At 32.8% G+C, this 15,669-nt stretch carries 8 protein-coding genes; all 8 read left to right on the top strand.

What is annotated here, in order from left to right:
* Positions 1-277 precede the first annotated feature (277 nt).
* The 8 genes from RT99_RS06365 to RT99_RS06400 all read left to right on the top strand — a co-directional run bounded on the left by RT99_RS06365 (position 278) and on the right by RT99_RS06400 (position 15,668).
* Positions 278-1,111 (top strand): hypothetical protein, encoded by an 834-nt coding sequence (locus RT99_RS06365; protein WP_042563893.1) that lies wholly within the window; start codon positions 278-280, stop codon positions 1,109-1,111.
* Between the two features lie 25 nt (positions 1,112-1,136).
* Entirely contained in the window at positions 1,137-2,429 is a 1,293-nt protein-coding gene (locus RT99_RS06370) for an IPT/TIG domain-containing protein (protein ID WP_042563894.1), read from the top strand.
* A 78-nt stretch (positions 2,430-2,507) separates the two neighbouring features.
* On the top strand, positions 2,508-3,851 hold the full coding sequence (locus RT99_RS06375; RefSeq protein WP_042563895.1) for a PKD domain-containing protein: 1,344 nt from the start codon (positions 2,508-2,510) through the stop codon (positions 3,849-3,851).
* A gap of 7 nt (positions 3,852-3,858) precedes the next feature.
* On the top strand, positions 3,859-6,321 hold the full coding sequence (locus RT99_RS06380; protein WP_207384883.1) for a TonB-dependent receptor: 2,463 nt from the start codon (positions 3,859-3,861) through the stop codon (positions 6,319-6,321).
* 114 nt (positions 6,322-6,435) lie between these two features.
* The gene (locus RT99_RS06385; protein ID WP_042563896.1) at positions 6,436-11,133 is read left to right on the top strand and encodes a hypothetical protein; all 4,698 of its coding nucleotides are present in this window, start codon (positions 6,436-6,438) and stop codon (positions 11,131-11,133) included.
* Positions 11,134-11,882: 749 nt separating this feature from the next.
* A complete protein-coding gene (gene tssD, locus RT99_RS06390) occupies positions 11,883-12,278 on the top strand; it encodes a type VI secretion system tube protein TssD (protein WP_042563897.1) in 396 nt (131 codons plus the stop codon).
* Positions 12,279-12,481: 203 nt separating this feature from the next.
* Positions 12,482-14,323, top strand: coding sequence for a type VI secretion system Vgr family protein (locus RT99_RS06395; RefSeq protein ID WP_042563898.1), 1,842 nt, complete (start codon positions 12,482-12,484; stop codon positions 14,321-14,323).
* A 1-nt stretch (position 14,324) separates the two neighbouring features.
* On the top strand, positions 14,325-15,668 hold the full coding sequence (locus RT99_RS06400) for a DUF3289 family protein (protein WP_042563899.1): 1,344 nt from the start codon (positions 14,325-14,327) through the stop codon (positions 15,666-15,668).
* Position 15,669: the final 1 nt, after the last annotated feature.

Genomic DNA, 15,669 nt, shown 5'->3' on the forward strand with positions numbered 1-15,669 from the left:
TTTAGAATTTCGATTACTAAAAATTAGATATAATATTCTCCGACAAAAGATAGATTCTATAGAATTAGAAAGAAGAGGGAAATTATAAATTTTTATAATTAAAACAATAATTAAATAAAAGTAATATTTATCTTACTTTAATTATTAACTTAGCGCCCTTAATATTAACCATTTAAGATATAAGGCAAATAAAAAAATAATTGATAATGAAAAATTATCAATAGCGGAAAGTAAATAGAACTTTCAAAAACAAAAGATAAATACAAGAATAAACATTATGAAAAAAAACATTTTGACCCTACTAATTGTGCTAATAAGCACTTGCAGTTTTGCACAAAAAATAAAAATCGATAAAGGAGAAATTAAACTCGATGAAAAAATAATTGGTTACATAGAAGGTAAAAAACCAATTTTTAAAATTTACAGTTTAGATAAAAGTTATTACGTGACAGCTGAGTTAAAGAGTGTTCCTAACGATACTTCGATGGACCTTCCGTGGATTGAACTTAAAGATGAAGCTACAGGAAAGTCAAACGAATTAGAATTTAAGAATAAGAGCAGAAAATTCAGTGCCTTTAATTATGACAGAAGTATTATTTATGAATTGTTTGACAGAAATTATATTACTGCAGAAGGCTTAACTAAAGAAGCAATTGAAAGTTTTATTAACGGAGAATCAGCAGGTATAGCCGCAAAAAAAATGGGAATTCAGGGTGATATTGATAAGGCAAACAGTTTGGCAGATACTTATCAATTAACAATTGATGATACAGGTGTTATTTATAGTATAAAAGCACAAAATCAGGATCCTAATGATAAAAAAATCGGATATATCAAAATGATTTCGCCGTCTACAAACGGAGAGTTACAATACGAAGTTACTGACTTAGATGGTTATCTGATAGCGACATGGTTTGCAAAAGCCGGAATGGTTTCAGGTTATGATAAATTTTTAAATCAGGAGCTGATTACATTCGATAAGAAAGTTCTAAAAGCAACTTTTGATAATAGAGGTAATCCTATAGGATATAAAATGAGTAAAGATATTACGGCGATGAATATTGCAAGGGTTTTGGTAGGTAATGGTTATACTTTAGGAAGTAAAAAATAATTAAGTAAACAGAAATATAAAAATAATGAAAAAGAGAATTTTACTAGTGGTGGTGTTGCAACTTTTTTTAACGTTAAATAGCTGTAGTTCAGATTCAGGAGATAATTCAACTCCAACTCCGGAACCACCGGTTGTTATCATAAAAACAGCAAAAGTAACATCATATTCTAAAAATGCAGGTGAAACAGGCGAAACAATAAGTATTTACGGCGAAAATTTTTCAGATAAAGCAAGCGATATCAAAATAACTTTTGATGGTGTTGCAGCGACAATTGTTTCAGCTACTGCTACGGAAATTAAATTTGTATTACCTCAAACGGAGAAAGTTCTACCAAAATTGGAACTCACAATAGAGAATAAAACGATAAGTAACGAAGTAAAAAATGATTACGAAGGTAATATTGGTATTCTTCCTGCTCGTTCTCTTACAGGTTGGATAGCACAAGAGAACAACTTAGATAGAGACGGGGAAACATTTAATATTCAGATGGAAAGTGATAAGATTGTTTATTTTTCAGGTAGTTTTAAAACTTCAGACGGAGGTATTACATGGAAACCATGGGCGGATGGTTCGGTCTTTCATGTCACTACTAATAATGAAGGATGGAGCAGTGGGATTGGAAATCCTAAAATGACAAAAATAACAGCGGGTGGTGCTGTAGTTACAAAAGCATTCGCAAATATAGAAAACATCAATGATGTTTATTACTGTATATATGTAGATGCCAACATGAAAGACGGAACAGCTGTGACACAAAATGGAAAGGTCTACACAACATCTAATGGACTTGATTTTACGAAAACTTATGAACTAAGCGGTACCACTGCTAATCTTTTTCAATCAACAAAAATTGATAACAATCATATTTGGGTAATTGGTTATAAACCTATTACAGCGGGGGTTAATAAACCTTTTATTTTATTTAAAAATAATACAACTGATGGATGGAAAGAGTATCCATTTGTTAATGAAGAAGCGGGGTATATTGCCAGAGAAATTTGTTTTGTTGATAACGAAAACGGTTTTCTTTTAATTAATCATTACAATCAATCTTTATTAGACGTGAAGTTATTTAAAACCAACAATGGAGGTGATTCTTGGACTGAAGTTTACAACAGCGAATTGTTCACTAAGTTCACTTTTAAAGACGCTAATACGGGTTGGGCGATTTTAGAGAATAAAATATACAAAACTACAAATGGGGGTGCTGCCTGGACTTTAGATTATACACACAGCCAGAAAATTGGTGCTATTGCATACAAAAACAATGTTGTTTGGGCCTTTTCTGAAGATAAAATAATCAAACGCTATTTGTAATTTTTTAGCAGTAGAAATTTTATATAGTATAAAAAACATTACAGCCATAAAAAGCTGTAATGTTTTAAAATAAATTGAATGAAAAAAACTTTACTCTTACTCTTATTTATTGTCATTACTTCTTGTTATCAGGAAACCGCTATAGTCATAGAGGGTGATTTTACGACTTCGTATGCCAACAAAGATGAATCAATTCCTGTCATTATTAAAATTGATAATAAAATTACCGGAGCAGATACTTACGAATGGACATTTGAAGGTGGTGAGCCTGCTATTTCGTCTGTAAAAAATCCGGGTGAGGTGATGTATAAAAAGCAAGGAACTTATACTATTAAATTAATAGCTACAAATGTAGATGGAGAACGTAAAGAATTTAGTAAAAGTGTAGTAATAAAAGAGGGAATTAATATTGAGTTTACACATGAAATTGTAAAAAGCAATTACTCTCCGGTTGAGGTCGTTTTAAAGAATGCTACTATTGGAGAAGGATTAACTTTTAAATGGGATTTTCAGGATGGAGTTCCAGCAATTTTTACAGGAAAAACACCTCCAAATGTGGTGTTTACAACTCCAGGTGATCATCTTATAACACTAACTGTTTCAAATGGTTTTGAGTCAGAAAAACAAACTCAAACCATAACTGTTGCTCCTTATTTAGTGAGCCTGTTTTCGTATGAACCAAATTTTGAAGACGATGATAATGAGGCTCCCGTAACCATTAATTTTGCTAATAAATCGATTAGTGCCACTAGTTATAAATGGAGTTTTGAAGGCGGAAATCCATCCATATCAACAGAAGAGAATCCTAAAGTTGTTTTTACAAGTGCAGGCAGTCATGAAGTTACTTTAGAAGCTTTTAATGACAAAACAAGCCAAATTTTTAAATCGACTATTACAGTTTTACCAGATACTAATTTGCGCACATTAACTAATATTAAATTAGGAATAAATTCGGCACATAACAACAATAATATTGGAGCTATGTTCTCGACAGTAACGAGACAGGTTTACAAAGCAAATGAAATAAACGACCAGAATAGCGGTCTTATAGATATTGTTTTTCAGGGATTAAACAGCAATTTTACTTACAATAGATTTATATCTCCGGATCAGGCCAATAATTATGGATTTTTGTCATTGCAAAATGCTCAAAGTACCATTTTTATAAACTCTCAAAACTTGTGTAACTGTGGCTTAAATTTCACAGAATCGCAGTTTGATGCTATGGTAAATGACAGTCCGATAAAATCTTTAAATATAAGTTACAGCGCTGCAGGAGAACAGCAATTTGGATTGGTCTACCCAAGAATCATTTTATTTAAAACACAAGACGGAAGAAAAGGAGCCATAAAAATTAAAGATATGGTTAAGAACGGAGCAAGTTCTTATATTTTATGTGACATCAAAGTACAAAAACAATAACCAATAAATGAAGAGAGAGAATAAGAAGATCTTGTTTTGGTTATGTATTGTTTTTGCCTGTTGTTTTTGCAGGAAGGGATATGCTCAAGATGTAGATTTAGAGAATTTTTATAAGCCAAATTTTAAAGTAACAGGAAATGTGAATGCAAATATGATGTATTATACATCTAATGCCGATACGCAAAATTCACGTGAACCTTTTACTTATTTGTTATCAGGAAATTTAAATATTAGTGCTTTTAATTTTAGCGTTCCGTTATTTTATAGTATTACCAATCAGGGAAATAACTTAGGTTATACAGCCCCATTTGATTTTAACAGATTAAGTATTATGCCAAAATATAAGTGGGTAAAAGCTTATATAGGCAATGTAAGTATGACTTTTTCACCTTATACCTTAAGTGGTTTTCCGTTTAAAGGAGTTGGTTTAGAACTTACTCCCCAAAGCCCTTTTAAAATAACCTTAATGGGAGGACAACTATTAAAAGCAGTTTCAGAAGAAGAAGCTTTAGGCGGAATTCCGGTATACCAACGTTTTGGTTACGGAGCAAAAATAGGTTTTGAAAAAGAAAGATATAAACTTGGCTGGATTGGGTTTTACGCCAAAGACGATGTTAATTCACTAACAATGGTTACTGACAAAGGAGTAACACCAAAAGAAAATTTCGTAAACAGTTTGACTTTTAGTACATCTGTAATCAAAAATTTAAATTTAAATGTTGAATATGCTTTGTCTGTTCTAACCGATGATACCAGAAGCAATACTCTTTCGGGTGGGAATTTTAGAGATAAGTTATTTTCCAGTAAAGAAAGTACAAGTTTTATGAACGCATTAAATGTAAATTTTGATTATAATATTCAAAAAAGCATTGTAGGACTAACTTATGAGCGTATAGATCCTAATTACAATACATTAGGTGCATTATATTTTAATAATGATTTAGAAAATATTGCGTTGCGCTTTTCCCGTCCCTTTTATCAGGATAAAATTACGGTATCAACCAGTTTAGGATTTCAAAGAGACGATTTGGCGAAAGAAAAAAAGCAAGATACCAAGCGTGTTGTTGGTTCGATCAACATGAATTATAGGGTAACAGATCAAATTAATATTACGGGTAGTTATTCTAATTTTTCGACCTATACAAATAAAAAGCTGGATCAGTTTGAGCTCATAAACAACCCAAATGTAGTAGTATCCGATACTTTAGATTATAGACAATTGTCGCAAAATGCAAATGTAAATATGTCGTATGCTTTTGGGAGCAAAAGAAATCAAAATTTAAATTTCAATTATAGTATTGCTGGTCAGGCAAATGAGCAGGGAGGAGTTATACGCAGAGGTCAGGCAAGTACCGTTCAAAATTACAATTTGGCGCATTCGATAAATTTTATCGAAATGAAAGTTGGCTTAAACAGCTCACTTAATTACACTAATAATCAGGTGGGTATAAACAATAGTTTCTCAACCGGAGCTTCAGTTGGAGCCTCAAAGAAGTTATTTAAAGACAAGCTAAATACTAATTTGGGATTTCTGTACAATAACTCTCAGGGAGATATGAATTCGAGCTCTGTTTTTGGAATTAAGTTCAATAATAGCTATACGTTGCTAGACCAACATAATTTTAGTATGAATATTATTTCGATGTTTAGAAGCAGTACAAATACTCAGAAATTTAATGATTTAACAGCTACATTCAATTACGCATACTCAATTGATAAAATAAAATTACCGGCAAAAAAAGGACCTAAAAAAGAAAAGGAAATTGTTTTAAATCCTGTTTTAAAAATAAATTATAAGGAAAAGACATATCAGGGAACAAGGGATGAAATCATAAAGCAATTACAGGATCTCCAGCTTGCTTTGCGACCAATTCCAAAGGAAGATTCAGATGAATTGCAGCATTTGCTGACCCTTACAACTTTGACACCTGATGATGAGAGTTTTAAAGAAAAAGCTTTGACTTATTTAAAAGCATATGATTTAAATAATGACATCTTAGACAAGTACAACAATTATATTCTTGAAACTGTAAAAAGTTTACGAGAAGAAATGAATCGAAAAGATGAAGGTTTTGAAAATGATTATGTTATGGCACTTGGAAGAGTGAATAAACATAAACTACATGGGATAAATGAAGAGGATATAACAGATAGAACAAGTTATAAATCGTATTTAAAATTAGTTGAGCGAAAAAATAAAAAATTACAGCCTTTATTAGTTCATAGATGGATGATTAATGAAATTTCAATACTGGCGAATACGCCTGCAGCTGAAATTCACCAAAATAAAAATCTTTCAAATTTTAATAAACAAGAACTTAATCAATTCTTTAAAATGATGAAAGAGAAAAAAACAGATACAGAAGTAATTGAAGAATTAAAAATCAAATTAATTCCTTTTTATCATGATTTAGCCCTTAAAAATGTCAAAGATGATGAAGTTGAATTTAAATATTTAAAGATTAATTAAAAGGATATTGCTCTTTTTTATAAGAAGGGTTTTAGAATCGTTTCAATAGAAGTCAGGCTTAAAATATAGAGAAGTTATTATGCTTCATTTACAAAAAAATATGATTATTTGCTTATGAAAAAAATTTACAAAATACATCTATCGGTATTATTTATTTTACTTTCAGTTGTCTTTTCTTACGGGCAGGATCTTGCAGCCCCAAAAGAAGCAGGTGCAGCTTCGAGCGCTATTGAAAAAATAGAAGCTTCTGATCGCTGGGTAGATAAATTTTCGAATCAGGATTTGGTAGAATTGCCAATCGGAATTCGAAATACAGTAAACAATGTTCAGTATTCTATCGGGATTACCAAAGCTGTTTTTTCACCGGAATATACCACTTTAACTGTTTTTTGTCGAGTTGATATTCCGCAAAAAGACAAAAATGGGCAGCCAATGCAACTGTTTTTTGGTGCCGATAATGTAAAATTATCGCATCAGGGAGGTATTATGGGCGAAGCTAAATTGGTACTGCTGGGTAACGTAGATATTCCGTTTAGCGATAATAAATGGCAAGTGTCTCTATATGGAGGTTTTGAAATGGCAACCGGAGATGTTAAGGATTTAACGTATGTAACGATTGACTGCGACGGTTTTAAAGAAATGAAAATTTCTGGAGCAGTAGAGTTTTCAAGAAATCTAATATTGCCAATTGATCCTGTAACTAAAACTGTAGACGAAGCAAAGATTACAGTTCCAAAAACCTATTATAACGGAAAAACGGTTCAAATACCAAATAGAGTTAGAGGAGAGTTTAGCTTTATGGCAAGTAGCTGGAACGATATTTTGGTGAATGTAAGCTTGCAGCCTTTTACATTAAAAGACAAGCGAAATGGAAAAGATTTTGAAGGTAATTTTCAGTTTTTAGTCAGTAATGCAGTTTTAGATTTAAGTGATTTAAAAAACGATCCGACCGTTATATTTCCTGAATATTATGCAAAAAATGCACTTTTAGTACCTAGTCAGGAAGCCTGGAAAGGTGTATTTATTCAAACTTTTGATGTAGGTCTGCCAAAAGAATTTCAAACTACTGATACTGCATCAAGTAAAGAAAGACTTCATGTAGGAGCACAAAATCTTATTATAGATAAATATGGAGTTTCGGGAACTTTTTATGCAGATAATGTTTTTCCACTCGATCGAGGCATCACAAGTCAGGAAAAATCGTGGGCTTATTCTCTGGATCATATTGATGTAACAATTGCCGCCAATACTTTTGTAAAAGCAAATTTGAGCGGTCAGATTCTTTTGCCAATAAGTAAAGCAACGCCAGAAAAGAAAGAAACTACAGCGGCTGCAACACCAATTACTACAACCCCGGCTACTGGAACGGCAAATACAGCAACAACTCCGGCGAAACCAGCCCAAACAAATAGAGCAGGTTTGGCTTATAATGGTTTTATTTCCATGGAAGAACAGCAATTAATTGTTGTTACAAAAGATTCTATAGCTTTTGATATCTGGAAAGCAAAAGCCCTGTTATTGCCTAATAGTTCTGTAGAGCTAAAATTGGTTAACGGAAAATTTTTGCCAAAAGCCAATTTAAACGGAACAGTTACTTTCGGAACTAATAAAGGAGCATCTGATGAAAAGGATGTTGAAGGGAAAAAAACAGTTGATTTTAAAGGGATTTCTTTTGAGAATTTACAATTGCAAACCGTTTCACCTATTATTTCAGTTCGAAATATGGGCTATAAAGGGACAGTTGCTTTTGGTAATTTCCCTGTTTCGATTGGTAATATAAACGTCGCCATTAATGGAGATAATTCCAGAATCGATTTTGATTTAGGAATTAATCTGATGGAAAGTATTGGAGCCGGTGCCACAGCCAGAATTGGTATAAAAGGTAAAATGTATGATGACGGATACAGACAGCGAAGCCGATACGATGGTTTGGATTTATCTGCCATTAATATTAATTGTGAATTTAGCGGATTAACCATTAAAGGAGGTCTTATCCTGATGGAAAAGGATCCTGTTTACGGAGATGGTTTTAATGCTGATTTAGAGGTAGATGTAGCAAAAATCGTCAACGTAAAGGCAAAGGCTATTTTCGGGCGGACTACTTTTAGATACTGGTATTTTGATGCCGCAGTAAAATTTCCTCCTACGCCAGGTGTTCCGTTCATGATTACGGGTTTTGGAGGTGGAGCTTATTATAAAATGCATCGAAATTCAGATGTAGCTATTGGTGATTTTTCTCCATCAGGATTAAGTTATACTCCAGATGAAAAAATAAGTCTTGGGATTAAAGCTTTAATTTACTTTCATGTAGGCTCAGAAACTATTTGTGACGGTGAAGCCGGATTTGAAATGGCTTTTAACTCAAAAGGGGGAGTAAACAGATTGGCTATTTTTGGTAAAGCAAATGTTATGGCCAAAATACCGGGGTTAAAAAATATTACGGATTTAATGACCAAAGTGTCTTCCAATGTTACATCAAAGAAAAGTTTCCTAGGAGTGACTGATAGTGATCTTAAGGGGTCTTTTGCCAGTAAATATATTCCGGAAGCTAAAGAAGCTATTCCCGGAGATTTATCAGCAGCGGTAGGAATAAAGATGGCAGCAGCTATTGAATTTGATTTTGAAAATAATTCGATGCATGCTACAACAGATGTGTATATCAATACGCCAGGTAATTTCCTTTCAGGAATAGGACCGGGAGGACGAGCAGTCTGGGGAGTTTTCCATAAAGATCCAAAAGACTGGTACATGTACATGGGAACACCAGATGACAGATGTGGTATTAAAATAGGGGTAGCCGGAATGTTCTTAAAAACAACAAGTTACTTTATGGCCGGAACAGTTCTTCCGGGAAGTCCGCCGCCGCCTGCGATTGTAGCGCAAATTTTAGGTGTTGATGCTCAGGAATTAGATTATATGCGTGACGAAAATGCTTTGGCAAATGGAGGTGGTTTAGCCTTTGGTGCCAGCTTAGATTTTGATACCGGAGATTTAAGTTTCTTGCTTTTTTATGCCCGTTTTCAGGCAGGAATGGGATTCGATATTATGCTTAAAGATTATCAGGAAGCAAGATGTTCTAATACAGGAGATCAGGTAGGTATAAACGGATGGTATGCTAACGGACAATCTTATGCTTATCTGCAGGGTGAATTAGGTATTAGAGTTAAACTATCATTTTTAAAATTCAAAGTTCCAATTATCTCAGGAGGAGCTGCAGTTTTATTACAGGCAAAATTACCAAATCCGGTTTGGATGCGAGGTTATGTGGCCGGAAACATGAATATTCTTGGAGGATTAATAAAAGGAAAATTCCGTTTTAAATTTGAACTAGGAGAGGAATGTCAGTTTGAAAATGCATCTCCATTAGGAGGACTTAAATTGATAACAGATGTAACTCCAAAACAAAGTTCAACTGATGTAGATGTCTTTGCTGTACCACAAGCTGCTTTTTCAATGAAAGTAAACGAAGCTTTTGTAATTCCTGAAGATGCAGGAGATGTGACCTATAAAGTAATATTAGAAAAATTCAAGGTTTTTGATGGAGCTACAGAGATTCCAGGTGTTTTCGAATGGGGAACAATGAAAGATAAAGTTAGTTTTGTATCATCAGACATTTTGCCACCAAATAAAGAACTTAAAGTTCAGGTTGAAGTTAGTTTTCAAAAGATGATAAATGGCGTTTTTCAACCTATAAAAGTCGATGGAAAGGTAGCAACAGAATATGAAGAAAGACTCTTTACCACAGGTGGTGCACCTAACCATATTCCGCTTACAAACGTTAAGTATTCTTATCCTGTTGTAGATCAAAAATATTTTCTGGAAGAAGAATATCCAAAAGGTTATATTCAACTTAAGCGTGGTCAGGATTACTTGTTTGAAGATGGCAGCTGGGAAACCAGTATCAAAGTAGATGAAGACGGAACCTCTAATTCAAAGGCAACAGCTTTTAATTATAATACCGGCTCAAATGAAATTTATTATGATTTGCCAAATATTAACCAGGACAAAAAATACAACTTTTCTATAGTAAGTAATTTGAAACAAGCTGCACAAAAAAATACTACAGCAGCAACAAAAACAAATACAATTAGCGAAGATGGAAATGATATACAGATAAAAGAAAATCAGGCTGATGCATTATCAAAAGCAGAAGGTAGTATAGAGCGTTTAACTTATTCATTTAATACAAGTAAATACAAAACGTTCGTTTCTAAAATGAATGCAATAAACACGCAAAATTACAATTTTGGAGTTTTGTACTCAGATGTTATTTATCTGACTAACACTATTTCAAGTCAGGAAGCATTTGATTTAACAGAGTTGCAAGGAGCGACTTATAGTGACAATAAAGCCTTAATAATTGCGCAGTCTAAATTAAATGATGAATATTATAATGCTGATATATTCCCATACTTATATAAAGATTATCCGCTAAATGGTAATTTTTCTATCAACAATAGAGATACAGAAGAGTTGGGCGTTATTCCTGCAAAAGCAATTCCGCTTAATGCATATTACATGTCCAGCATAGAGAATAATGTAAACCAGGCATGGACAAAAGGGAATTTTCCATTTAAGTATAATATGCCATTGCTTTACAAACAGGATTGGGTTGATTTAAATAATCAAATTATTAACGCTTATGTTAATGGAGATGCAAGTTCCGATTCAATTGCCAAACGTTTTATGGGTGCTAGTTTTCTCTTTATGCGCTATGGAAACTATGAAATAGTAATGAAGTACAATCTTCCGGGAGATAAACAGTCGAACGAGTTTGTCTATAAGTATAAAAACAATAATAATTTTAGATAATGATTTGAGTTAAATTTGGTGATATATCTAAACATTTTGATATTAGGTAATATTCTCAATCAATGATTTATAATTAAAAACAACCTTCGGGTTGTTTTTTTATTTTATAATGTTCTTAAATCGATAAAGTGTTTCAAACCGATCCTGGTGTTGAGATGCTTGGTGAAATTAAAAAAATATAAATAATGAATCGTATTTGGTAATGATAGTTATTGATGGTTAGTTCTTTTCATAGTTATGCTTTAAGTGTCTTTGACTAGCTAATGCTACAGTTAATCATGAAAAAAATATTTTGATTATCACAAGTAAATTTTACATGTGAAGAGTAAAAAGTAAATGATTAGTAGAAAATGAGAATTAAAATGATTTTTTTTATTCAATATAGAGATGGAGATCTGCATTTTTTGTGAAATTCAGTAGTTTTTTAGATATAAAAATTCAGGCAAATTCTTTGTGATGCCAAGTAAATGCTGAATTCTTACATATTAGAGTTGCTCTATTAATTTTTTTTATGAAAAAAATTACAAATCGACTTGTTTGTTTCATTTATAGTCATATATTCGTACTAATATTGATTACGAATCACCCTCCCCTTCCTACAAGAAGTAAATCAAAAAAAGTACTTAAGTACAAAAAAGAGGTATTCTACAATCATATAGAATACCTCTTTTTTTGTTTATACTAGTCAGACAACAGAGAGAGGGTTCTAAAAACAATTTTTAACAATTTACAAATTAATTATTTTTATTATGGCATTTAAAGCAATTTTAGAATTCGAAGGAAACGAATACCAAGTATTATTCTCAAAAGTTGATATGTTAAGACATACCGATGGTAAAGGAGCAGTTTCATCTGAAATTAAAGGAGGTAGATTAAACCTAAAATTAAAATCTACTGACAATACTACTGTAATTGAGCAGGCAGTAAACAGTCAGCACAAACCTGTAAGCGGAAAAGTGAAATTTTTCAAAGCAGATTCTGAACAAGTAATGAAAGAACTTTCTTTTGAAAATGCATTTATTGTATTCTTCAGCGAGCAGCTTGATGCTATGGCAGAAACTCCAATGACTACTGAGATCACTTTCTCAGCAGAAAAAATCACATTAGGAAATGCAACATTAGATAACAATTGGGCTAAAATTTAATTTTTTCCTATTGACAAACAAGAAGCGGTTATGTGTCGCTTCTTGTTTTTTTATGCAATTTATTGAACAAAACATTGATTGGTATCACTTCTATATTTTCAGAACACGATATTTTTAGCTTAAAATGGAATTCGGTATAAGAATTTTAGACTATAATCTATTTAAGTTAAAAATTAAAAATCAAACTTATAACTAAACATATTATGGTCATTCCTAAAATAATATTTGGTATTGATAGAAAAGAAATCTCACATTTCACGACTATTGAGCTGCACCAAACCATAAATAACCACCATCATTTTAAAATTAGTGTTCCCCATTCTGTGATCGAACAACCAAGAGCATACACGATGCAAAGTGCACAAAAATGGTTGGGAGGCGTTTTGCACATTGTTTTTGAAAACAATAATAATTTTTTAGGAATAGTAACTAATATTCAATATGCTCAGGAATTAGGGCATGTGGGAAGCCAAATTATTATTTCGGGTTATTCTAAAACTATACTTCTTGAATCGGGATCAAAACTCAATTCCTGGGAAGATACCAACTTACAGGATATCATTGAGGGAGTGATAAAAACAGCTGCAGGTGAACAATTACAAAACGACATCAAACCTGAGTTCCGCAGCAATTTAGAATACCAAACTCAATATCTCGAAACTGATTTTCAATTCATACAACGCTTAGCCAAACAATACAACGAATGGTTGTATTATGATGGAGAAAAACTTTTTTTTGGCAAACCAACTACCACGACAGAGTTTACAAAATTGATTTATAACAAAGATCTTTATAACTTAAATATTTCTGTTCAGGCAATTCCCAACCAGTTTGGAGCATTTACTTATAATGAAGATGCAGGCAAACTGTATCAGGCCAAGACGAGAGACCAGATAGAAGGATTTCCAAAATTGGGTACTGATGCCATAACCGCTTCTCAAAAACTATATGCTACATCATCATTAGAATATGGCAGGATTGCCGCTGGTGACGATATGTATTTGCAAACCATACTGCAAAACAGACAGCAAAGTGCCGCAGCAGAATCTAATTTTATAACCGCAACAAGTCGAAACAGAAGCTTACGAATAGGGATGAGCATTAGCATAGATGCCATGCAGGTAAAAGACAAATTGGCTGCATATACAAGCGGACAAGATATTAATAAAATCAACTACGAAACCAACGAAGTAGGAATCTATATCATCACCGAAATAACTCATAAAGCCAGCGACATAGGCGAGTATGAAAACAGTTTTAAAGCTTTGCCTGCCAAAATACGCAAGTTGCCTGAACCAAACATCGCTTTTCCTGTAGCCCAAATGCAACAAGCTGAAGTAGTGGCTAATGACGACCCAAGAGGACAAGGCAGGATACGTGTAAAAATGCTATGGCAATCTACCAAACAACAATCTACTCCATGGTTACGCGTAATGACTCCCGATGCAGGAAGTAGTGGTGAGGTTAATACCAACCGCGGTATGGTTTTTATCCCCGAAGTGGGCGATCAGGTTATGCTGGGGTTTCGCTATAACGATCCCAACAGACCATTTGTAATAGGTAGTTTATTTAACGGTAAAACGGGAACTGGAGGTAACATAAAAAACAACATCAAAAGTATTTATACCCGCACAGGAAGCACAATTACTTTTGACGAAGGGAATTCGAGTATTCTTGTAAAAGATCCATCAGGCAATACCTGGTTTATGGATGGCAATGGGAATATCGATGTTACCGCACCAAAAAACATTACGATTAATGCAGGGGAAAGTATAATTATGTCAGCAGGGCAAAATATTGTGGCTTCAGCACAAAAAGATATAAATGTTGTTGCTGGAGATAGCATCACAGAAATAGCAAGTGAAGATTATAATCTTACGGCAAGTAATATTATTGAGACCGCTTTGGTAGGTAGAAATTCTAAAGCTAAAAGCATTACCGAAAACATGGAGATAGGTTCTTACATAAGTACTAAAGAATCTATAAATATGGAAAGCGCAAAAGAAGTAAATATTAATAGCGGAAAACAGGTTAAAATGCAGTAATATGGCAGAAGAAGGCGGAAATATAATACGTAACGTAGCTGGAAAATCCTACAAGGAAGCGGAGTCTATTACAAAAGATGCATCTAAAGGAGCATTGGATTTTAAATCTCCAAAAGAAAATACTTTTTACGGAAAAGATGGCGGAAAAAAATTTGCGGATTATGAAGCAAAAAAGGAAGAGAAAACATTGCTTGTTAAAAAAATAAAAGGTCCCATAGATCCTTCCACCAATAAAGCTGTTGATATTATAGAAAAAGGTAAAGCATACAATTATGAAGCAATAGAATTTAGCAGAACTCCAACAAAATCAGAACTTAAAAGCCTAAAATGGGCAATGCAATATGATGAGGGAAAAGTGGATGAAGCCCCAAAAGTTTTGGGTGAAGAAAAAATCTCTCATTTTGTTTCTTCAGAAAAGCAAGTATCTAAAGTAAGAATATATGCTTATTTTGGAGCTCCTAGCAAAAATGCTAGTGTGAACATAAGTATAAAAAGTCTTAAATTTCCCATGCTGATAATTCAAGGGAAACATAAAAAAGGTAAAAATGATGATAATACAGCCGTAGCGTCAGATTTATTATATGGTGATTATCCTGAAAACGAAGTTGGAATCAAGCGTCTCAAGAAAGAATTATATGAAGAAGAATTTAACAAAAGTTTAAAAGCAGGTAATAAAGACTGGTTAAAAACAAAAGAAGAGACGGCTGATTTAATAGCAAAAAATTTATCAGAACTAAGAATTGAGAAGATTAAACAGTTTCTTAAAAAAGATAATGAAGAATTATTTTCAATATTTAGAGATGATATGTGGTATTTCGCAAGTGGTGATATCAAAAAAGTTGCTCAAGATATGGTTGATAACGTCAAAAAAAATGTAGGAGGAGAATATTCAAATGCCTCATTAACAGAGGCTGTTATTGCTCATGAAAAGTCAATGGCATTTATTAAAGGAGTACAAGATGTTATAAAAGATTATATGACTGGTAATGCAGGGTCTATTGATAAACTAGAAATAACAGATGATAAAAATGGCATATTGTATCAGCAATTAATTAAAAATAAAGTTGATAGACCTATATTTCATGATAAGATTAGTGGTTTGGGAATTACGATTAATGATGTATGGGCATATCAAGTTTATATTACATCCTATAAAAGAAATGGCAATAATTATGAAATGAGTTTGGAGATTATATATTGGGATCATTTTGGTTTAGATTACCCGGATATCCATAAATTCAGCAATGACATTTTTTCTGCTTGGTTTATTTTACAACACTTCCGAAGTTTTAAGCCACTAATTACAAAAATAGATATAACACATAAATTCACAGCAAAATTATAGA

This window comes from Flavobacterium sp. MEB061, from assembly GCF_000834715.1.
GTDB lineage: Bacteria > Bacteroidota > Bacteroidia > Flavobacteriales > Flavobacteriaceae > Flavobacterium > Flavobacterium pectinovorum.